At 45.6% G+C, this 20831-nt stretch carries 18 protein-coding genes; 5 read left to right on the top strand and 13 right to left on the bottom strand.

Features of this window, described 5'->3' with window-relative positions; translation table 11 throughout:
* Nucleotides 1-4 precede the first annotated feature (4 nt).
* Entirely contained in the window at nt 5-988 is a 984-nt protein-coding gene (locus ICN21_RS08020; RefSeq protein WP_216178037.1) for an MDR family oxidoreductase, read from the bottom strand.
* 87 nt (nt 989-1075) lie between these two features.
* On the opposite strand from ICN21_RS08020, the gene ICN21_RS08015 reads away from it, so the two are divergent.
* From ICN21_RS08015 to ICN21_RS08005, 3 genes are read left to right on the top strand one after another with little or no spacing between them, the layout of a single operon-like run.
* Nucleotides 1076-1363: a hypothetical protein gene (locus ICN21_RS08015; RefSeq protein ID WP_216178036.1), complete on the top strand. Its 288-nt coding sequence runs from the start codon at nt 1076-1078 to the stop codon at nt 1361-1363.
* Nucleotides 1364-1370: 7 nt separating this feature from the next.
* Complete coding sequence (locus ICN21_RS08010) at nt 1371-1871, top strand: flavin reductase family protein (RefSeq protein WP_215295969.1); 501 nt, start codon at nt 1371-1373, stop codon at nt 1869-1871.
* A gap of 28 nt (nt 1872-1899) precedes the next feature.
* Nucleotides 1900-2565 (top strand): glutathione S-transferase family protein, encoded by a 666-nt coding sequence (locus ICN21_RS08005; RefSeq protein ID WP_216178035.1) that lies wholly within the window; start codon nt 1900-1902, stop codon nt 2563-2565.
* A 26-nt stretch (nt 2566-2591) separates the two neighbouring features.
* Here the strand turns inward: ICN21_RS08005 and ICN21_RS08000 are convergent, their stop codons facing one another.
* From ICN21_RS08000 to ICN21_RS07965, 8 genes are all read right to left on the bottom strand, one after another.
* Complete coding sequence (locus ICN21_RS08000; RefSeq protein WP_216127151.1) at nt 2592-5627, bottom strand: efflux RND transporter permease subunit; 3036 nt, start codon at nt 5625-5627, stop codon at nt 2592-2594.
* A 7-nt stretch (nt 5628-5634) separates the two neighbouring features.
* On the bottom strand, nt 5635-6774 hold the full coding sequence (locus ICN21_RS07995; protein ID WP_215320971.1) for an efflux RND transporter periplasmic adaptor subunit: 1140 nt from the start codon (nt 6772-6774) through the stop codon (nt 5635-5637).
* A 169-nt stretch (nt 6775-6943) separates the two neighbouring features.
* Complete coding sequence (locus ICN21_RS07990) at nt 6944-8485, bottom strand: efflux transporter outer membrane subunit (RefSeq protein ID WP_216178034.1); 1542 nt, start codon at nt 8483-8485, stop codon at nt 6944-6946.
* Between the two features lie 90 nt (nt 8486-8575).
* The gene (gene glmS / locus ICN21_RS07985) at nt 8576-10408 is read right to left on the bottom strand and encodes a glutamine--fructose-6-phosphate transaminase (isomerizing) (RefSeq protein WP_216178033.1); all 1833 of its coding nucleotides are present in this window, start codon (nt 10406-10408) and stop codon (nt 8576-8578) included.
* Nucleotides 10408-11904 (bottom strand): bifunctional UDP-N-acetylglucosamine diphosphorylase/glucosamine-1-phosphate N-acetyltransferase GlmU, encoded by a 1497-nt coding sequence (gene glmU / locus ICN21_RS07980; RefSeq protein WP_216178032.1) that lies wholly within the window; start codon nt 11902-11904, stop codon nt 10408-10410. The genes glmS and glmU overlap by 1 nt, the downstream gene beginning before the upstream one ends.
* Nucleotides 11901-12809 carry a tRNA 2-thiocytidine(32) synthetase TtcA gene (gene ttcA / locus ICN21_RS07975; RefSeq protein ID WP_216178031.1) on the bottom strand — a complete coding sequence of 303 codons (909 nt, stop codon included), beginning with the start codon at nt 12807-12809 and terminating at the stop codon, nt 11901-11903. Before ttcA ends, glmU begins: the two co-directional genes overlap by 4 nt.
* 26 nt (nt 12810-12835) lie before the next feature.
* Nucleotides 12836-13231 carry a dihydroneopterin aldolase gene (locus ICN21_RS07970; protein ID WP_216127158.1) on the bottom strand — a complete coding sequence of 132 codons (396 nt, stop codon included), beginning with the start codon at nt 13229-13231 and terminating at the stop codon, nt 12836-12838.
* 23 nt (nt 13232-13254) lie between these two features.
* Complete coding sequence (locus tag ICN21_RS07965) at nt 13255-14064, bottom strand: SDR family oxidoreductase (RefSeq protein ID WP_216178030.1); 810 nt, start codon at nt 14062-14064, stop codon at nt 13255-13257.
* Nucleotides 14065-14089: 25 nt separating this feature from the next.
* Between ICN21_RS07965 and ICN21_RS07960 the strand changes: the two genes are divergently transcribed.
* Complete coding sequence (locus tag ICN21_RS07960; protein WP_216178029.1) at nt 14090-15277, top strand: class I SAM-dependent methyltransferase; 1188 nt, start codon at nt 14090-14092, stop codon at nt 15275-15277.
* 3 nt (nt 15278-15280) lie between these two features.
* Here the strand turns inward: ICN21_RS07960 and ICN21_RS07955 are convergent, their stop codons facing one another.
* Genes ICN21_RS07955 through ICN21_RS07945 form a run of 3 tightly spaced genes read right to left on the bottom strand, consistent with a single transcriptional unit; the run spans nt 15281 to nt 19303 of the window.
* Nucleotides 15281-16408 carry a polynucleotide adenylyltransferase gene (locus ICN21_RS07955; protein WP_216178028.1) on the bottom strand — a complete coding sequence of 376 codons (1128 nt, stop codon included), beginning with the start codon at nt 16406-16408 and terminating at the stop codon, nt 15281-15283.
* Nucleotides 16408-17316 (bottom strand): complex I NDUFA9 subunit family protein, encoded by a 909-nt coding sequence (locus ICN21_RS07950; protein ID WP_216178027.1) that lies wholly within the window; start codon nt 17314-17316, stop codon nt 16408-16410. The genes ICN21_RS07955 and ICN21_RS07950 overlap by 1 nt, the downstream gene beginning before the upstream one ends.
* 25 nt (nt 17317-17341) lie before the next feature.
* Entirely contained in the window at nt 17342-19303 is a 1962-nt protein-coding gene (locus ICN21_RS07945; RefSeq protein ID WP_255534266.1) for a lytic transglycosylase domain-containing protein, read from the bottom strand.
* An 83-nt stretch (nt 19304-19386) separates the two neighbouring features.
* On the opposite strand from ICN21_RS07945, the gene ICN21_RS07940 reads away from it, so the two are divergent.
* Complete coding sequence (locus ICN21_RS07940; protein ID WP_255534265.1) at nt 19387-20004, top strand: 5-formyltetrahydrofolate cyclo-ligase; 618 nt, start codon at nt 19387-19389, stop codon at nt 20002-20004.
* Here ICN21_RS07940 and metF read toward each other — a convergent pair.
* Nucleotides 19993-20823 (bottom strand): methylenetetrahydrofolate reductase [NAD(P)H], encoded by an 831-nt coding sequence (gene metF, locus ICN21_RS07935; RefSeq protein ID WP_216178026.1) that lies wholly within the window; start codon nt 20821-20823, stop codon nt 19993-19995. The genes ICN21_RS07940 and metF overlap by 12 nt on opposite strands.
* Nucleotides 20824-20831 lie beyond the last annotated feature (8 nt).

The following is a 20831-nucleotide window of genomic DNA, read 5'->3' as shown; positions in this document are numbered from 1 at the left end:
AACTTTACTTATTGACGTCCACAATCAAACGTCCACGCACATTGCCCGCCATCAACTCTTGAGCATACTGAAGTGACTCGCCTAAAGTAATTTCATGAGAAATTTCATCAAGCGTTTTCAAATCCACTAACTTACTAAGTTGCTCATAAGCCGCAATTCGTTTTTCACGGGGAACGGTAACGCTATTCACGCCATACAAAGTGACGCCACGCAAAATAAATGGCGCAACACTGGATGGAAAATCCATGCCTTGCGCAAGACCACAGGCAGCGACTGCGCCATTACTCTTCGTCTGTGCACAGGCGTTAGCCAAAGTATGACTGCCAACGCTATCTAATACCGCCGCCCAACGTTCTTTCGCCAGAGGCTTTCCTGGTGCAGATAAAGTTGCACGATCAATCACTTCAGCAGCACCAAGTTTTTTCAAATAATCCGCTTCGGCTATTCGACCTGTACTAGCAACGACCGTGAAACCCAGCTTACTCAACAAGTGGACGGCAAAACTACCTACACCACCTGCAGCACCCGTTACCAATACCTCGCCATCACTTGGTTTGAGACCATGCTTTTGCAAGGCCATGACACACAGCATTGCGGTATACCCAGCAGTACCAATTGCTAAAGCTTGTTTGGCGGTAAAGCCTTTAGGCAAAGGAATCAGCCAATCAGCCTTTACCCTAGCCTGCTGAGCCAATCCACCCCAATGCCCCTCACCAACCCCCCAGCCATTCAAAAGCACCATGTCACCAGTCTTAAAGTCAGAGCTAGAGCTTTCTATCACTTCGCCAGCAAAATCGATCCCCGGAACCATTGGAAAACTGCGCACTACTGGGCTTTTACCAGTAATCGCTAAACCATCCTTGTAATTGAGGGTGGAATATAAGATCCTTACCCGTACATCGCCCTCGGGGAGATTAGCCTCATCTGCCTGGCCCAATTCGGCTCGATAACCCTGGTCATCCTTATTAATCAATATTGCTTTAAACATGTCTCTTCCTTTTCAAACGAGGCAATTCCCCACAGCTTTTGCTTAATAGGTTTATCCTAACGAGCATTGCTAATTATGGAGGCTTCCATGAAAAAAATTCTACTATTAACCGCGATTTCTGGTTTGATGCTCTCTGGGTGCTACTCTACCCAAATCAATATGTCTATGGGCAATATGCGCCTCGTTACCTCTAGTGCGAACCCACAAGACGTGATGGATTTTGCGACTAAGACTTGTAAGAGCGATTTTTATGAAGGTGCCAGCTTCTTATCCAAGGCTGGCAAGGAATATCGTTTTAAATGCGTGAAGGCGGAAGAAAATGAAGTATTGATTCCCATTCCAGGAACTACTATCGCCCCAGCAGAGGCAAAGTAAGTCGTTGATGACCCCGTTTACCTCACAAGAGCTTCGCAAAGGTTTTGCCTCTTTTGCGACTGGGGTTACCGTCATTACCTGTATTGATGAGAATCAACATTCTCACGGCATCACGATTAGCTCTTTCAATACAGTATCTCTAGAGCCGCCCTTAATCTTGTGGAGCCTCAAGAAACACTCGCGCCTCATGCCCTGGGTGGAAGTTGGCAAAAAGCACCTCATTCATGTCCTAGAGCGGTCACAAGAAAACTTGGCGATGCACTTTGCAACTGTAAAAGTAGATCAGTTTGCTGGGCTTGATCATAAAATTGCCGCTAGTGGTCTTACTCAGATCGATCATTGCGTCGCATATTACGAGTGCGAAACAGTCTCAGTCCACGTCGGTGGGGATCACAACATTATTGTTGCCAAAGTCATTCAATTAAAAAATCATCCTGAAAAAGAGCCCCTCATTTTTGCGCGCAGCAAATTTGTTGGTCTTGATTTTTCTGAGATCAAAACTAGCTAACACTAATTAATACTTCTAAGGAAATGCCATGATGCGTTTATGGGGTCGCAAAAGTTCCATCAATGTTCAAAAAGTATTGTGGTGTCTAGCTGAGTTGGGACTCAAAGAAGGGTCTGATTTTGAAAGAATTGATGCAGGGCTTCAATTTGGCATCGTTCGCTCACCAGAATTCTTAAAACTGAATCCTAATGGACTTGTGCCAACACTAGAAGATGGCGATCTCGTGCTATGGGAATCGAATACCATCATGCGCTACCTGGCCGCGCAGTACGATAAAAATAAACGCTTTCCATCAGACGTGAATTCTCAGTTTGGCTCTGAAAAATGGATGGACTGGCAGGTTGGAACTCTTTGGCCAGTTTTACGTCCCGCCTTTCTAGGTCTCACTAGAGTTCCGGAAGCGGAGCGTAATCACGCGGCTATTCAAAAAGCGTACCAAGATACCAACCAATTATTTGCTTTGCTTGATCAAACTCTGGAGTCACAAGCCTACTGCTCCGGCAAGCAATTTCATATCGGTGATATTGTGCTGGCTTTATGTGTGCATCGCTGGATATTGCTTAATGAGACCTTCCCTCAGCAAACTGGATTGCGCACTGATCTCAAAAACATTGAACGCTGGGTAAAACAACTTCAAGCAGAAACTCACTTTCAAGAGTTTGCAGAGAAAGAACTCAATATCATTAGTAAGTGATATTGAGTTAGCTTAGCTTTCTACCTTTATCCCTGCTTAAATTTCTTCTCGTGGTGATCTGCACCCATGAAAAGATACATTGCGGGTACGACAAATAAAGTGAACAAGGTACCAATCGATAGGCCAGTAAAGATCACAATCCCCATTGATTGACGTCCTGCGGCACCAGCACCAGAAGCTATTACTAGCGGCACCACTCCCAAAACCATCGCGGCAGTCGTCATCAAGATCGGCCTTAAGCGCACGCTACTCGCCTCTACAATCGCATCTAGCTTGCTTCGTCCTGCCTCTTGCAATTCATTAGCAAACTCTACAATCAAGATACCGTGCTTGCTGATTAAACCCATCAGCGTAACTAATCCGACCTGTGTATAAACATTCAAAGTTGTGAATCCGAGGTTAATAAAGATGAGAGCCCCAAAGAGTGCTAGCGGCACAGAAACGAGAATGACAATCGGATCACGGAAGCTTTCAAACTGCGCGGCAAGCACCAAGAACACGATCAAAATCGCAAAGAACATGGTGACTAGAAATCCGCCAGACTCCGCCATAAATTGACGAGAAGGACCTGCGTAGTCCATGGCATAACCATTTGGCGCAACCTCTTTTAAAGTTTGACGCATGTACTCCAATAGATCCGCCTGAGAAATAAAGGGCGTGCTCACACCAAAAATCGTTGCCGAATTTAATTGCTGAAAGTGATTAATTGATTGGGGAACCACTTTTTGTTTAATACTTGCAATCGTGCGCGCCTGAATCATGGCGCCACTTGGTGTACGAATGTAGTAATCCAAAATCTGGTCGGGATTCAAGCGATCAACTTGTTTCACCTGTGGAATCACTTTATAAGAGCGACCTGCAACGGAGAAGTAGTTAACATAACCGCCGCCCAAGGCTGCAGATAATGCTGCACCGACTTGCTGCTGTGTCATTCCCAAGGCAGCCACCTTTTCGCGATCAATCACTAATACGTCTTGTGGCTTGTCGATCTTTAGATCAGTATCTACAAAGAAGAAATTACCGCTACGGCGCGCTTTATCTAAAACCGCTTGCGCTACATCATTCAACTGCTCATAAGACTCTGTTGTGTTGATAACGACTTGTACTGGCAAGCCTTGGGCCCCCGGTAATGCTGGGAACTGAAATGCGGCTACGCGCGCGCCAGCAATCGTATTCCACTTTTGCTGCATGTCTTGTTGGAACTTCGTTGCATTACGACTGCGCTCACTCCAATCTTTTAACAAAATTCCACCAAAGCTAGAGGTTGGACTGGTGATCTGAAACGCTTGCTCATATTCTGGTTCAGCAGCAGCAATTGCATAAATTTGATCTGCATAGGTTTGCATTTGATTCACGGTAGCGTTCGGGGGACCAGATGCCTGCATCAAAACAATGCCTTGGTCTTCGGTAGGGGCGAGCTCTGCGCGAGCGGTGGCATATAAGTAAGCAACACCACCCAACAAAATGGCGCCCATCACAACAATGACCTGCCAAGTACTCAACAAATCACGCAAAGTAGTCTGGTAACTGTGATGTACCTTATCAAAAATCTGATCAATCTTTTTAACGAATGAAGATGCCTCTTGCTCCTCAGTAAAGATGCGCGAGCACATCATCGGGGATAAAGTCAACGCAATTAAACCTGATACCGCAACCGCGCTGGCCAGCGTAAAAGCAAATTCAGTAAAGAGCGCGCCTGTGAGACCACCTTGGAAACCAATCGGAATATAGACCGCAATTAAGACAACGGTCATCGCTAAAATAGGACTGCCTAGTTCGCGAGCAGCAATCAGAGAGGCTTCTAAAGGTGACTTGCCCTCTTTCATATGCCTATCAACGTTTTCTACGACGATGATGGCGTCATCAACCACTAAGCCGATTGCGAGCACTAGGGCGAGAAGGGTTAGCAAGTTAATCGAATAGCCCAAAACTTGCATCAAAAAGAAAGTGCCAATCAAAGAGAGTGGCATTGCAATCACTGGCACAGCAACAGCGCGTACGCTACCCAAGAAGAGATAAATCACCAAAGTCACAATGATCAAGGCTTCAAGCAAGGTCGTAACTACTTCATCAATCGAGCTAGTAATAAATTTAGTAGAGTCATAAACAATATTGCCATTCATGCCAATGGGTAATTGCTTTTGGATATTAGGGACGGAGTCTCTTACGCGTTGTGCAACATCTAGTAAGTTAGCCTGCGGTGCGACTTTAATTGCAATAAAGACCGACTGCTTGCCACTGAATGCCACATTCGTGTTGTAGTCCTCAGATCCCAAAGATACATTGGCGACCTGATCTAAATAGACAATATTGATGCCATCTTTTTTAACAACTAACTTGCGGAACTCATCCAGGGTATGAAGATCAGTCCCAGCAACTAAGTCAACAGAGACCATATCGCCCTTGGTGCTGCCCACTGCTGATAAATAATTATTGGCAGACATCGCGCTATAGACATCGTCTGCACCTATTCCTAGACCGGCCATCTTTTCACGATCTAGCCAAGCGCGTAAAGCAAACTTTCTACCGCCAGTAATTTCGGCATTCTGTACACCCTCGATGGAATCTAACTTTGGCTTAACTACGCGCAATAAGTAATCTGTGATCGCATTATTTGGTAACTGATCACTATAAAAGCCCATGTACATTGCCGCGATAGATTGACCTACCTGCACCGTGAGAACAGGCTGTTGTGCCTGCGGGGGTAATTGATTTTTGACTGCGCTAATTTGCGTCTGAATCTGTGTCAATGCTGCATTAGAGTTGTAGTTCAACTTTAAGGTAGCAACGATAGTAGATACACCACTAACACTAGTTGAAGATAAGTAATCAATTCCTTGAGCCTGTGCTATAGATGCCTCAAGGGGCTGCGTTATAAACCCAGCAATCGTTTCAGGATCTGCACCGTAATAGGCAGTGGTAATGGTAACAATGGCATTTTGTGTTTGAGGATATTGATTAACCGGGAGAGACCCGATCGCCTTCAAACCAAATGCCAATACGAGCGCACTCACCACCAGCGAGAGTACTGGCCTGCGAATGAATATGTCCGTCCAATTCATCGACTACTTATTCCTGAGGTCTAGGATCAGGTGAATTTGCAGGTTGCACCTTATTGTTGATCATTAGTGGCGTGCCATTCTTTAGCTTGAGCTGACCACTCGTTACAACGGTATCGCCCTCATTAATACCTTTGAGAATAGCCACCTGATCGCCACGAGTACTACCGGTAGTCACAAATACTTGTTGTGCCTCTAAAGCGGGCTTACCTTTTTTATCTTTCTTACCAGTATCTTTAGCAATGAAGACTGTTGAACCATATGGGTTATAAGTCACAGCAGTTTGTGGCAGCGTTAGCAACTTCACTTGGTCGCCAAGCTTAATATTCACATTTGCAAACATTCCTGGAAGCACTTTCTTGTCCGGATTAGCAATCTGCGCCTCAATTTGAATATTGCGGGTATTGGTATCCACCTTCGGGCTCACTGCGGTAATCTTGCCAGCGAAACTTGCATCCTTAAATGCATCCGTAGTAACCACTACATCTTGGCCAACTTGAATCTGTTCAGCATTGCTTTGTGGCAATGTGAAGTCCACAAAAATAGGATCTAAAGTCTGCAGCGTGAACAACTTATCACCAGAATTAACGTACTGACCTGGATTAATAGAAACAATACCGACCCGCCCGCTAAACGGCGCTTTCAGATTTTTCTTGGCTACTAAGGCTGCTTGCGCTTCTACTTGTGCCTGCTTAGATTTTGCGTCAGCCTTGCTGCTATCAAATACGTTTTTACTAATCGCCTGAATCACTAACTGTTGCGCATCCCGCTCATTAATCACCTTGGCGAGATCTGCCATCGCTTTTAGGGAGTTCAACTGCGCCACATCTGAAGCATCATTGAGCTTAATCAATAGCTCGCCTTCTTTGACATCTTGACCAGACTTAATCGGTACTGTCTGCACCAAACCACCGATCTCAGTGCTCAACTCTACACCCCTGAAGGCGCGCACATTACCTACGCTACTCAACTGGGGCTGCCATTCAGAGCTTCCTACTACCATCGTCGACACGGTTGCTGGTGGCAAACCCATTCCCGAGATGAAGTACTTAATCATGAAAGTCTTCAATTGATTGAAGGTAAAAATTAAACCTAGCAATAAGAATACGGCACACAACATGATCGTCATGCGACGTTGAAGTGGCTCCATCGTCATGAGCTTGGCATAGGCTTTAGTACCACGCCACTTAGCTCCCATGCGCGCATAGAAAGCTTTGGCTTTTTCCCAAAGTGCGATAGCTTTATCCCGTAATTTCCATTGCTCAGCTTTGAGTTTCATCCAAGCCCATACGGCAAGAATGGCGGTAATCAACTTGCTTTTAATTGTTTCCAGAAGTTTCATTTTGATCTTTATTCGCTATGGCTTTTGGTTTGAAAGCGGGGCCTTCGCGATTCCACCAGCCCCCGCCTAATGCTGTAAATAATGCTGCTGTATCAGAAAATCTCGTTGCTTGTGCAGCCACTGATTTCACTTTTGCCTGTTGATACTGGTTTTGATAATAGAGTACCGCTAAGTAACTAGCTGTTCCTAATTTATATTGTTGCTGCACAAGATCCAATGTTTCATAGGCATAGCGCTCGGCGTCAGATGCTGCTTTAAGTCCTTGCGCACCCGTCTCAAGTGCGCGTAATGCATTGGCAACCTCTTGAAAGGCGCTTAATACTGTTGCCTGATACTGAAAAGCTGCCTGCTCGTAATTCGCAATCGCCCCACGACGCTGCGCTAATAGCTGTCCACCTTGAAACAGAGGCTGCAGAATACCGCCACCGATAGACCATAAGGCCGAGTTAGGTCCAAATAAAGCTGCTGAAGTTAACGCAGCAGAACCAATGGAACCCGTAATATTAAATTGAGGCAATAAATTTGCCGTAGCAACCCCTACAAATGCGTTCTGTGCCTTTAGCTGAGCCTCAGCTGCCCGCACATCAGGACGTTGACGCACTAAGCTCGATGGCACCGAAAGAGGTAATTTTTCTGGTAGGTGCAATTTGCTGAGATCGAACTGAGTAATAGCGGCATTGCTAGGTAGCTCGCCCACCAATACCGCTAACTGGTTGCGTGCAAACGCTAAATTTCTTTCGTAATTAAAAAGATCTACCTGAGAAGTTGAAACTAAAGTTCGCTGTGAAGTGACGTCTACTTTAGATACTGTGCCAATGGCTAATTGTTTTTCAGTTACTTCCGCAAGATTGGTTTGCGCTTTCAAAATTTCTTCCGTAGCTTGTAGTTGCGCACGGAGTGCTGCTTCTTTCACAGCGCTAGTGACAACGTTCGCCGTCAAAGAGAGATAGGCGCCTTCAAGTTGATACTGCGCAACTTCTGCTTGAGCTCTTGCGCCCTCAACCGCACGGCGGGCGCCACCAAACACATCCAGTTTGTAGCTCACGTTTACCGAGGTGTTGTAGAGGTTGTAAGTGTCTGAGCCATAAGGAATGCCGTAGATTGCTGAAGGCTGAAGCTGCCGTGTAGCAGCACCGCCAACACTTACCGCCGGAAAATATTGCCCACCAATTTGAGCGTTGACATTTTCTTGGGCAGCGCGCAATGCTGCATCAGCTGCGCCTAAATTCGGATTTTGCTGTAAAGCTTTTTTAATCAAAGCATCTAATTCAGGGGATTTGTATAGCTCCCACCACTGCGCCTCTATGTCAGCACCTTCGACAAACTCTTGTTCAGTGCCACCAGGAACGCCAGGAGCAGTAGTAAGTTTTTTAGATAAGGGGCTCTCGGTATACGAAGATGTTTTGGGTGCTTCCGGCTGCTTAAAATCTGGTCCAACTGCGCACGCAGAAAGTACGCCTGTCCAAATCAGTACAAGTAAACGCAAGCTTGAGAATGGGGGTACTTTCGACAGAAACATGAATTGCAACAAATATCCTCTTTTACAAGAGTTATTTGAACACAAAAATGGCATCAGGACTTCCTAAAGTCCTGATTTATCTGCTTAAATTTATTCGACTGTCACACTCTTGGCTAAGTTTCTAGGCTTATCAACATCAGTGCCGCGAGCACACGCAGTGTGATAAGCCAACAACTGCAGTGGGACCACATGTAGGATGGGCGAAAGATTGCCATAGTGTTCAGGCAAGCGAATCACATGAATACCATCGCTGCTGACGATCTCAGTATCTTGATCGGCAAATACATATAACTTTCCACCACGCGCCTTCACTTCTTGCATATTGGACTTCAACTTCTCTAGCAAGTCATCTTTGGGAGCAACCGTAACGACTGGCATCTTGTCGGTCACTAATGCCAGCGGTCCATGCTTTAGCTCGCCTGCAGGATAGGCTTCTGCATGTATATAGGAAATCTCCTTTAACTTCAATGCGCCTTCCAGTGCGATTGGATAATGCATGCCACGACCTAAGAAGAGCGCATTCTCGCATTTAGAAAAAACATCACTCCAAGCAATGATTTGTGGCTCAAGTGCTAGCGCTGCATGCAACGCTTTTGGTAAATGGCGTAATTCACGGAGAAGCTCTTTCTCTTTTTCTGCAGAAACTTTTCCAGCACGCTTAGCAATCGAAATCGCCAAAAGATAGAGCGCTAGCAATTGCGTAGTGAATGCTTTAGTAGATGCAACGCCAATTTCAGCACCTGCTTTGGTTAAGAAATGCCAGTTGGTTTCACGAACCATCGCACTACTCGCAACGTTGCAGATAGCCAAAGCATATGGATGGCCAAGAGCCTTGGCATGGCGCAAGGCTGCCAAGGTATCGGCCGTCTCGCCTGATTGTGAGACCACCACAATTAAAGTCTTCGGATTAGGTACTGTTGTCCGATAGCGATATTCACTCGCGATTTCTACTTGAGTAGGAATACCGGCAAGATCCTCCAACCAATACTTAGCAACGCACGCAGAGTAATAACTCGTGCCGCAAGCCAGAATTAAAATCTGGTCAAAAGCTTTCCAATCATCAGCGTTCGCACCAAATAACTCTGGACCAAATGAAGCAATGTTGGCAAGAGTATCCCCAATCGCTCTTGGTTGCTCAAAGATTTCTTTTTGCATGTAATGCTGATAAGGGCCCAGGTCTACAGAGTCTGCTTGTGCCGGCATTGGCTTGCGATCACGCTCCACAGATTCACCTGCCTGATTAATCACTGCAACGCTATCTGCCTTGAGAACAGCGACATCACCCTCTTCTAAATACATCATCGAATGAGTGCGACCAGCTAATGCTAGGGCATCAGATGCAAGAAAATTTTCCTGATCGCCAAGCGCCACCACTAAAGGCGAGCCTACACGTGCCCCAACCAAAGTTGCGGGGCTGTCTTGTGCGATCACCCCGATTGCATAAGCACCATGCAGCTTAGGTAATACCGCTCTAACCGATTGTGCAATATCCTTTTGGCCAGCACTCACATATTGCTGATGAATCAAATGGGCAATCACTTCGGTGTCAGTCTCAGAAGTAAAGACATAGCCGCCCGTTTTTAATTCTGTGCGCAGCGCTTCGTAGTTTTCAATAATGCCGTTGTGGACAACTGCAATCAAACCATTTGAAATATGAGGATGTGCATTTTGTGTATCCGGCTTACCATGGGTTGCCCAGCGTGTATGAGCGATACCTAGGGTGCCACGAAAGTCTTTGCCTTGTTCAGCCAGCTCAGAAACACGTGCGGTGGTGCGCGCTCTTTCAATGGGGTGCTTAGCATCATCACCATTGATTACTGCAAAACCACAAGAGTCATACCCGCGATACTCAAGACGACGCAAACCCTCAACCAAAACATCAACAATATTTTTGTGAGATGCCGCCCCAACAATACCGCACATTATTTTTTACCCTTTACAGCTTTCTTTGCTACTTTTTTTACTACTTTCTTCACAGTCTTTTTGACCGCAACTTTTTTTGTCGCCAGTGTTTTCTCTTTCTTTGTGGGGCGCTGCCATGGCAAAGAAATTTGTTTTACTCTTGAGATCGTCAATTGATTGGCAGGCGCATCTTTAGTCAAGGTGGTGCCAGCGCCTAATGTAGCGCCGCGTCCAACTCTCACCGGGGCAACCAACTGAGTATCTGAGCCAATGAAGACATCGTCTTCAATAATGGTCTGGTGCTTATTTACTCCATCGTAATTACAAGTAATCGTGCCAGCACCAATATTGACTCTTGAGCCCACAATAGAATCACCAACATAAGCCAAGTGATTGGCTTTGCTATTAGCTGCAATTTTGCTGTTCTTCACTTCGACAAAATTACCGATGTGAACATCATTCGATAAATCTGCACCAGGTCGTAAGCGAGCATATGGCCCAATCACTGATTGATTGCCAACCTTTGCGCCGTCTAAATGACTATAAGGATGAACAACAACATCTTTACCAATCACGCTGTTACGAATCACGCAATATGGGCCAATCTTTGTGCCCGATGCCAATGTAACGCAACCCTCAAATACACAACCGACATCGATAGAAACATCATTACCGCACTCTAAGGTCCCGCGCACATCTATACGCGCTGGGTCAGCAAGAGATACGCCGGCATCCATTAATTGATTGGCAATATTAAGTTGATGAATTCGCTCTAAAGCGGCTAGTTGATCACGACTATTCACACCCACAGTTTCAAACTCGGCATCAGCTTGCGTAGTTCGAATGGGCACACCATCCTTAACAGCCATTGCGATGACATCCGTTAAATAGTATTCGCCCTGAGCATTGCTTGCACTCAATGCTTTGAGCCATTTATTCAGAGCATTGGTTGGCAATACCATAATGCCGGTATTAATTTCATGAATGGTTTTTTGAGCGGATGTTGCATCCTTCTCTTCAACAATCTCTTTAACAGAGCCATCGGTATCGCGCACAATGCGCCCATAGCCTGTTGGATTATTTAAATTCTGAGTAAGAAGTGCTAACGCAGAATCTTTGCCACGTACACCATCAGCTAGCTTAGTCAATTTACTTAAAGTCTTTTGGGTTGTCAGCGGCACATCGCCGTACAAAACTAAAGTGGGTTCTTGTAAATCAAGCTTAGGCAGTGCCTGCAGCAGTGCATGCCCAGTACCCTTTTGTTGGGCCTGCAAAGCGGTGCTCACGCTACTAAATCTGGAATCTTCCTTAGCGGCACTGAATAGGAATTCTTTGACATCTGCAGCGCCATGCCCCACAACCACAATCGGTCCATTTTTAGAGGACTTTCCTTGCAGAGATAAAGCGGTATTAAGCACATGCTGTAGAAGGGGCTTACCTGCCAGAGTTTGCAGGACCTTGGGCAAGGCAGATTTCATCCGCTTTCCTTGCCCAGCAGCCAATATGACGATATTCATAAAGGGGGATTATAAGTCCCCTGAATCAGGGCTCCACATGCCAATTCGTCTAAATCCGCCTCATCAATTGCCTTGTCGCCTGCGGACCTCGCAGCAATTCCAGTCAACTCAGTAGTAATCTCCAGACCCTGAAAATCAAAAGCTTCCCCATCCATCAGGTGGGAAGGCACGATATGGTGCATTGAGCGGAATAGATTCTCTACACGACCAGGATGCTTCTTTTCCCAATCGCGGAGCATTTCTTTCATCACCTGGCGCTGCAGATTAGGCTGACTGCCGCACAAATCACAGGGAATGATCGGGAAGTTCATATCACCCGCATAGCGTTCCAACAATTTTTCTGGAACATAAGCTAGGGGTCGAATCACAATATGCTTGCCATCGTCTGAGCGCAACTTAGGCGGCATTCCTTTGAGCTTGCCCGCATAGAACATATTGAGCATCAGGGTTTCTAGAATGTCGTCGCGATGATGACCTAAGGCAATCTTGGTTGCGCCCAACTCATCGGCAACACGATACAAAATACCGCGACGCAAACGAGAACACAAACCACAGGTCGTTTTACCTTCAGGGATAACGCGCTTGACGATACTGTAGGTATCTTGCTCTTCAATGTGAAATGGAATGCCTAAACTCTTAAGATAATTAGGCAAGGTCTCCGCAGGAAAATTAGGCTGCTTCTGATCTAAGTTCACTGCAACGATTTCAAAATGGATAGGTGCACGCTCGCGAAGCTTCATCAAGACATCTAGCATGGGATAGCTATCTTTACCCCCAGATACACACACCATCACCTTATCGCCGTCTTCGATCATGCCAAAGTCACCAATGGCTTGACCCACCAAGCGGCAGAGTTTTTTCTCTAGCTTGTTTTCTTCGAAGACAACTTTACGAATATCGCCCATGACAATTGAATTCTTTTCTAATTTCTCTATGCTGATTTAATCCGAAACACCTCAACCCCTACTGAATGGCAGTCCGGGTAAACGTCGGGCTTAGCAGTACTGACGCACGCAGCCAGGACCTTGGGGTGCAATAACATCGAGGTCACGATGTCATCACAAAAGGTTTCTTGCAGATGGATATGGCCCTTGGAGGCTCGCGCCTTAATGGTCTCACGCATGAAGTCATAATCTACCACTTCATCCAATTGATCATTTGTTGGTGTATTCATATCCAGCGGAATATACAAATCGATATTTAAAATCACGCGTTGCTCTGCCTTCTTCTCAAAATCATGGACGCCGATATTGATATAGATCTCGTAATCCCGCAAAAATAAACGGCGGCAATCAGCGAGGGCAGGATGAGAAAGAATAGCGTGCATAGATGGTTACTTTATAGAAATACTTAATTCGTTTTAAACATCACATCACGTGATGAAGATAGTAGATGTTGTCCACCATCTACATAGAGAGTCGTTCCAGTAATTGCGCTTGATTCGGCCAAAAATACAGCAGCCTTAGTAATGTCAGACGGTGTAGATGATTTACCTAGCGGTGTCATTTGATGGGCTTTAGAGAAACCACTATCAGTTTGATCGCCAGAAGGCAAAGAAATGCCTGGGGCCAATCCCACCACCCTTAAGTATGGAGCAAAATCCATTGCTAATACTTCGACAGAAGTTGCTAACGCTGATTTTGATAAGGTGTATGACAAATAATCAGGATTGAGATTAATGAGCTTTTGATCTAGCAATTGAATTGTGGAAGGTACAGCATCTGATTTATTCCCATTGATTTTCTGAAACTCAAACATCAACTGGGACAGCAAAATTGGCGCAGTTAAATTGACTTGCATGTGCTCCTGCAGACTCTGAGAAGTCAGTGGCACATTGGAGTTAGCGCGATCGTATTCAAAAATTGATGCGTTGTTTACTAGGCAATGCAGATTCGTAAATTGTTTACTCACTTGAGAAAAAAGATTTTTAACAGCTTGCTCATCAGCCAAATCAGCCTGAAAGGCTACTGACTTCACACCAAGGCTCCGAATTTGAGCTACGGTTTCTTGGGCTTCTCTTTCAGATCGCCCATAATGAACGGCCACATCCCAGCCTTGGCGGGCGAACTGCATAGCAATTTCTTGACCTAGGCGCTTGGCGGCGCCAGTCACTAAAACGGCTTTTCGTTGCTGGGAAGGGGTGTTTGAACTCGGGTTCAATTAAATTCTCTTAGACTAGCGAGCTATGGATATTACCTTGACCAGCCTCGAAATGGAGCACAGTGAGCTTCTGAAGGCCAAAATAGCCTCTGAGATCGCCTCCCAAGGTGCTTGGATTCCCTTTTCCCGCTATATGGAGATGGCTCTGTATGAGCCTGGAATGGGCTATTACAGCGCTGGCGCGCACAAGTTGGGTTCTGGTGGGGACTTCACCACGGCACCAGAACTGAGCCCGCTATTTGGTGCAGCCATTTGCACTACGCTCATTCCAGTTCTCGAAGGACTTAAAGCCCAAGGTCTACAAACCCAAATTTTGGAATTCGGGGCTGGCACCGGTAAATTAGCAGCTTCCATTCTGACTCGCTTACAAGATCTTGATTTCGCATTAGACCGTTATGACATCGTAGAGATCTCTTCCGACTTAGCGCAACGTCAACAAGATTTCATCGGCAAAACTATTAAACAACTCCATAGCCAAACTCAATGCGATTGGCTTAGCGAACTACCTCAAGATTTCAAGGGCATCATTTTGGCAAACGAGGTGATCGATGCCATTCCGTGCGATGCCATCATTTATCAAAATGGGTTTTGGTATTGGCATGGCGTTACTGTTGAAAATAATAATTTCACTTGGAAAAGAGGCTCACCTGTTGAGCAGGATTTGCTCCCAGAAACTTTATTAAGTGGGAATTTTTCAGAGGGCTACGTCACTGAATTGCATGCCCCCGCAAATGCATGGATGCATCAAGTTACACAGCAACTTCACAGCGGTTTGTTCCTAACTTTTGATTACGGCTTTCCAGAAGGTGAGTATTACCATCCACAAAGACTGGAGGGCACTTTAATGGCCCACCATCGTCATCATGCCATTCAAGACCCTTTTCATCTTCCAGGTCTATGTGATCTCACAACACACGTGGAGTGGTCACAAATTGCTCGCAGCGCTCTCGCAGAAAATGCCGACGATGTATTCCTCACAAACCAAGCTGCTTATCTCTTAGATGCAGGCATTAGTGACATTGCTTTGGAGATTGGCGACCCTAATAATCCAGCAACGTTTTTACCAATTTCTAACTCATTACAAAAATTGTTATCCGAAGCAGAAATGGGTGAGCTATTTAAAGTCTTTGCTTTCACTAAAAACTTAGAGCAGTTATTGCCAGGCTACACGCTAGAGGATCTGCCTGGATTACGCGGCAGAAATAGACTCTAAAACTTAAGTCTGGAGTGCTGAAGTAATTGCCGCTAATCTTGCAAGCTCAAATGCGCCACCGATTCGCTCACCATTAGATCGATCTTCTGCTGCGACACCAGCAATAATTTCGGCAGTATTAAGCGCTTGAGCGTTCCGCATTGCCTTGATCAAGGCGGCAACATTCAACCCTATCTTTGCAGCAAGATTTAATAATTGTTGTCCGCGATCAGGCTTGCGCCAAACATCGGCACGATTCAACCAAGCTAAGACATCCACCGCCTGAAAATGGCCATTACATTTATCAATACATGTAATGAGATCACTAAAGATTTCACTAAAATCACGAACCTCAATAGGCATACGAACACATTCTGCCCACGAATGAATCTCGCTGGCAGGCACATTCATTAAGACAATTGCACAACGATCATCTAGTGCATCTCCAATCGAATCAAAATGGGCAATCAACTGTTCACGAGATTTTTCTTGAGCCAGTTGCACATTTAATGTTGGTGAAAGAATCGTTTTAGCAGCGCCCGTGTTTAACAATACTTGGAACATATGCATTGGCTTGCTCGCAACCAAACCTCTAGCGAGTTCTTGCCAGATACGCTCTGCGGATAAAGCGTTTAATTCGCCAGTCTGAACGATGGCTTTTAATGAGAGCATCGTTTCATCTGCCACACTAAATTCTGGAAAGCGTGCTGCAAAACGAGCGATACGTAATAAACGCAATGGATCTTCTGCAAAAGCATCTGATACATGCCGAAAGACTTTTGCTGCTAAATCTTTTTGTCCACCATAAGGATCCAAAATAGGTCCACATAGCCTTCCATCAACATCGACTTCTTGGGCCATGGCATTAATCGTTAAATCACGACGCTGCAGATCTTGCTCTAAAGTGACTGAAGGGTCTGCATAAAAATGGAAGCCTTTATAGCCTATGCCCGTCTTACGTTCAGTGCGCGCTAAAGCATATTCAGCTTGAGTCTTGGGATGTAAAAAAACAGGGAAATCTTTTCCAACTGGCCGAAAGCCATTCGCAATCATTTCCTCAACGCTGGAGCCCACTACTACGTAGTCAATATCATGGACCGGTAAACCCATGAGGGTATCTCGAATGGCACCGCCAACGGCGTAAATCTTCATTACTGCATACCCTCTAGGGTGCGGCGGCTCATTTTGAACACTTCAGTCAAAGCATCTCTACCGTTCACAGGCAAAGTATTGGGCAACTGCATAGAAGCAATGTTGTCGCGTGACATCAAGGTTGGCACAGGCAAAAACTCAAAGGCTAAAGCCTGGAGATATCCCACAAAAGCCGGCACGGGAATAATGGCACAAGAAGTCTTGGCTTTGCGTGCAGCAAACTCCACAATCTCTTTCATCGTATAAACCGTAGGGCCTACTAAATCATAAGACTGATGAATGGTTTGTGGCATCGCTAAAGATTTTACAAATGCGATTGCGACATCTTCCACGCTCACTGGCTGAAACTTTGCTTGATGGTTTGCCAAAGGCATTGCTGGAAACAATTTGGCAAGCTTAGCAAATAAATTAATGAATTGATCTTGCGCGCCGAAAATAACTGAGGGTCTAAAAATAGTCCAATCTACATTGCTGGCCTTAACCGCCGCCTCTCCATCGCCCTTACTCCGTTGATACATAGAGGGTCCATTGGAGTCGGCACCAAGCGCACTCATGTGCAGATAGCGCTTTAGCCCATGGAGTTGCATCGCAGTAATAATATTTTTTGGTAAATCTACGTGTGCAGCTTTAAATACTTTCCCATAAGGCTGAGCCGGTTTATCGTGCAATACGCCAACTAAGTTGATGACTGCGCCATTGGGTTTTATACGAGCACACAATGACTGCAATTCATCAAACTCATGAATGTCAGCATCCTCAATATGTATCTTCGGTAGCATACGTAACTCACGCCCAGCCGCAGGATGACTAGATGGAATTAATACTGAATAGCCCGCAACTTGAAGCTGTGCAGCTAACACACGGCCCACAAATCCATTACCACCAATGAGTAAAATATCGTATTGCATAGAGCCTTCTTTTATAAACGTATCGTTAAGGTAACTCAGATTGTGTCGCAGCTTTAGGCGTAATCACACCTAAACGTTGCTTTAATGATTGTGCTTGTCCGTTCATTACCGATGAATAGTAATTCGCATTGGACAATACATTCTTTACATAAGTACGTGTTTCATTAAATGGAATCGTTTCAGCAAAGATGGCGCCTTCAGTAGGCCCTGTGAGCTTTTCACGCCAAGCCTTAGATCGCGAAGGGCCTGCGTTATACGCAGCTGAAGCTAGCACCCAAGAGCCGTCCAAATCAATCAACACCATATTGAGGTAATTGCTGCCCAAGGTCAGATTGGTATTGGTATCGGTCAACTTATCGTTAGTGTAATTCGTCATTCCAATTTTCTTGGCGACATACTTTGCGGTGTTAGGCATGACTTGCATCAAGCCAGAAGCGCCAACTGAAGAAGAGGCATTCATGATGAAGCGTGACTCCTGACGAATGAGTCCATAAGCCCAAGCAAGATTCAAATCAATCTGCCTTGCAATTGGAGAAAGCTCATCACGGTATGGCGTCGGGTAACGCAAACTAAAATCATGCTCTTGCTTGGTTCGATCTGCAGTATTGACCACGCGATCATAGAGATTGACTCGTTTGGCATACTCTGCGGCAGCCAATAGCTGCTTATCTGTCATGTTCCGTAATTCCCAATTCCACTCACGATTACCTTCAAAACGTAAGTTCATCGCATAAAGGCGCTCACCACGAATAAATCCCTTATGACTAGCCATGACATCAATTTCAGACTCAGTTACCTTGGTGCGACCTGGAGCATGATTCGATTTGCCCAACTCTTCACGAGCGAGCTGACCATAAAAGTTGTATTGATCGGCAATCATTTCAAAGCTATCTTTAGCCTTGGCGTCCTGACCCTCAGCCTTTGATGCACGACCGTACCAATAGGTCCAAGCAGGATCTTTGCTGCGTATCACAGGGTTCATACCATCGATAGCATTCTTCACCAAGACCCAGTCTTTAGCACGTAATGCAGCACGCACTTTCCATTCTTGCGATTCCACCGAGAGGAGTTCGTTATAGCCCAGAGCTTGTTGTAATCGATAAGCATCATCTGCATTTGGGTCTAATTTCTTCGCCAAAAATTGTCCAATAACACCCCATGCCACCGCTTGATTCTCTTTGCTATAGCGCGATGATGTTTGCAAGAAATCTCGATAGGCTTTTGATGGATCGGCTTTAGCCGCCCTGACAATCTCGCCAATAGGATCATCACCACCAAGACGTTTCGCCATGGTGTCAAAACCTCTTTCGCTGGCAGCACGACCAATCGCCTTTGCCTCATTTGGCGTCATACCGCCTGCCGCTACTAGTGAAGGCACTAACTCTTGGCAGGCTTGACCGAAGTAACTGGGGTCCAACAAGATTGCCCGTGAATCAATTGCTAATTTTGTTGGGTTCTCACCTTGCGAAAGCTTGGATAACAAGGAATAGCATTTCACTTGAGTATCGTCATCTAAAACAAACTTGGCGTACTCAGCATCAAATCGCGCCCAGTCTTTGCGCTTACCCAGCACCAGTAGCCAATCATTGCGCATACGATCTGCTAAAGCAGTGCCTTGATATTGATTTAAGAACGCAACTACCTGAGTATCGGCACTGTAATCATTTCGTGGCCCTCCAGCGCTATCAAACAACTGAGGCTTGATACGGAAATAAGCTACATAGTCATCAAAAGGATAGTTGGCTAAATTGGCTGACAACTGCTGCGTACGAAACACATCATTTTTTCTGGCTGCCTCACGTAAGTCGATAAACATCCTATCGGCGTCAGTAATTTCAGCTGGGGCGGCCTTACTCTCATAGGATTTAGGTAGAACTGGCTTTTTCAATTTCTCTGCAAATGCTTGGGGCGCATTGAAGACTAGGCCCAAAATCAGAATCTTGGCCCATTGTTGGCATATGCGAATTTTTAACTTCTTTTTCAACATCTAACCCTATATCGATGGATGAGGCATTTTGTTACGCTCACTTGATTACTACATCTATTGATTTTCGCCTGATAATGGTCGATATGCACGGTAATTCACCAAAAACTCTTCGCCAAGAATTGTTAAAGCAACGCAAAGAATTTGCGGCGGGGGCAAACTATACCCATGCCACAGAACCCCTACTGAGTAAGCTAAACGCATTTTTAGAATCGGATGGCGCATCCCTGCGCTCGATTGCGCTCTATTGGCCCATTCAGGATGAATTGGATTTGCGTCCTACCTTAATTGCTTGGTCTAAAAACGCATCCGGACGTCTACTCACACTGCCTTTTGCTCGGCCTGATAAGCATCTCGATTTTTATGAATGGAGGGATGGTGACAACCTAATCCCAAGCAAACATGGTGTGCCAGAACCTGACCCGAATAACTCAGATAGGCCTGCTAGCAGCCCGGACTGCATCCTGATTCCTTGTGTTGGCTGGTCAAGCTCAACAGCAAACGGTAAAACGCATTACTGGCGTCTAGGTTATGGCGGCGGCTATTTTGATCGAACCCTTGCGAACTTGAGAGAAAACAATCCCAAGCTCATTTGTATTGGGATTGGATTTGATTGGCAAAAACTGGATGATACCCAGTGGGCGGCTCAAACACACGATGAGCCTTTGGACATGCTACTGACTGAGTCAGGCTTACTTCGTTAGATCGAGGTTGTCGGCGATTGCTAAAACTGCATCTGCTTGATTCAAAGAATAGAAATGTAAGCCTGGTGCGCCAGCGGTCAGAAGCTGGTCACACAGATCCGTCACCACCTGTTCACCAAACGCACGTATAGATGCAATGTCATCGCCATATGACTGGAGGCGCAAGCGAATCCAACGTGGAATCTCAGCACCACAGGCGTCTGAAAAACGTAGTAACTGCGTACTATTCGTAATCGGCATGATGCCGGCAATAATGGGCTGCGTAACACCTAAGTCATAAGCCTCATCGACAAAACGGAAGTAGGCATCACTGTTATAAAAATACTGCGTTACGGCAGCATTAGCCCCTGCCTTCATTTTTTGCACAAAGAAATCTACATCGCTTGCAGGCGACTTTGCCTGTGGATGAGTCTCTGGATAGGCTGCCACATCAATATGAAACCAATCACCTGTTTCCGCACGAATAAATTCAACTAATTCATTGGCATGATGAAACTCACCATACTGGCCCATGCCAGATGGTAAGTCACCACGTAAAGCAACAATTCGTTTAATCCCTAAAGCTTGATACTGCTTGAGCATTTCTCTCACACTATCACGTGAGCTGCCAACACAAGATAAGTGGGGAGCCACTGCAGCGCCTGCAGCATGAATATCGCCCACTACTTTTAATGTGCCAGACTGAGTAGAACCACCGGCACCAAAAGTCACAGAATAAAACGCTGGCTTGAGTGTTTCGCTGAAGCGCTCACGCACAAGGCGCAACTTATTCTCACCTTCAGGTGTTTTTGGAGGAAAGAACTCGACGCTTAATTCCATGATCTTGG

Source organism: Polynucleobacter sp. AP-Feld-500C-C5, from assembly GCF_018882265.1.
Taxonomy (GTDB): Bacteria; Pseudomonadota; Gammaproteobacteria; order Burkholderiales; family Burkholderiaceae; genus Polynucleobacter.
Note: the sequence above shows the minus strand (reverse complement) of the source record. Positions and strands in the feature narration are given on the sequence as shown.

Coding starts and splice junctions, on each gene's coding strand:
- glmU (WP_216178032.1), bottom strand. CDS start 11,904: ATGAATATCGTCATATTGGCTGCTGGGCAAGGAAAGCGGATGAAATCT.
- ICN21_RS07970 (WP_216127158.1), bottom strand. CDS start 13,231: ATGCACGCTATTCTTTCTCATCCTGCCCTCGCTGATTGCCGCCGTTTA.
- ICN21_RS07960 (WP_216178029.1), top strand. CDS start 14,090: ATGGATATTACCTTGACCAGCCTCGAAATGGAGCACAGTGAGCTTCTG.
- ICN21_RS07955 (WP_216178028.1), bottom strand. CDS start 16,408: ATGAAGATTTACGCCGTTGGCGGTGCCATTCGAGATACCCTCATGGGT.
- ICN21_RS08010 (WP_215295969.1), top strand. CDS start 1,371: ATGACCCCGTTTACCTCACAAGAGCTTCGCAAAGGTTTTGCCTCTTTT.
- ICN21_RS08005 (WP_216178035.1), top strand. CDS start 1,900: ATGATGCGTTTATGGGGTCGCAAAAGTTCCATCAATGTTCAAAAAGTA.
- ICN21_RS07940 (WP_255534265.1), top strand. CDS start 19,387: ATGCACGGTAATTCACCAAAAACTCTTCGCCAAGAATTGTTAAAGCAA.
- ICN21_RS07945 (WP_255534266.1), bottom strand. CDS start 19,303: ATGTTGAAAAAGAAGTTAAAAATTCGCATATGCCAACAATGGGCCAAG.
- ICN21_RS07990 (WP_216178034.1), bottom strand. CDS start 8,485: ATGTTTCTGTCGAAAGTACCCCCATTCTCAAGCTTGCGTTTACTTGTA.
- ICN21_RS08015 (WP_216178036.1), top strand. CDS start 1,076: ATGAAAAAAATTCTACTATTAACCGCGATTTCTGGTTTGATGCTCTCT.
- ICN21_RS07995 (WP_215320971.1), bottom strand. CDS start 6,774: ATGGAGCCACTTCAACGTCGCATGACGATCATGTTGTGTGCCGTATTC.
- ICN21_RS08020 (WP_216178037.1), bottom strand. CDS start 988: ATGTTTAAAGCAATATTGATTAATAAGGATGACCAGGGTTATCGAGCC.
- ttcA (WP_216178031.1), bottom strand. CDS start 12,809: ATGGGCGATATTCGTAAAGTTGTCTTCGAAGAAAACAAGCTAGAGAAA.
- ICN21_RS08000 (WP_216127151.1), bottom strand. CDS start 5,627: ATGAATTGGACGGACATATTCATTCGCAGGCCAGTACTCTCGCTGGTG.
- ICN21_RS07950 (WP_216178027.1), bottom strand. CDS start 17,316: ATGCAATACGATATTTTACTCATTGGTGGTAATGGATTTGTGGGCCGT.
- glmS (WP_216178033.1), bottom strand. CDS start 10,408: ATGTGCGGTATTGTTGGGGCGGCATCTCACAAAAATATTGTTGATGTT.
- metF (WP_216178026.1), bottom strand. CDS start 20,823: ATGGAATTAAGCGTCGAGTTCTTTCCTCCAAAAACACCTGAAGGTGAG.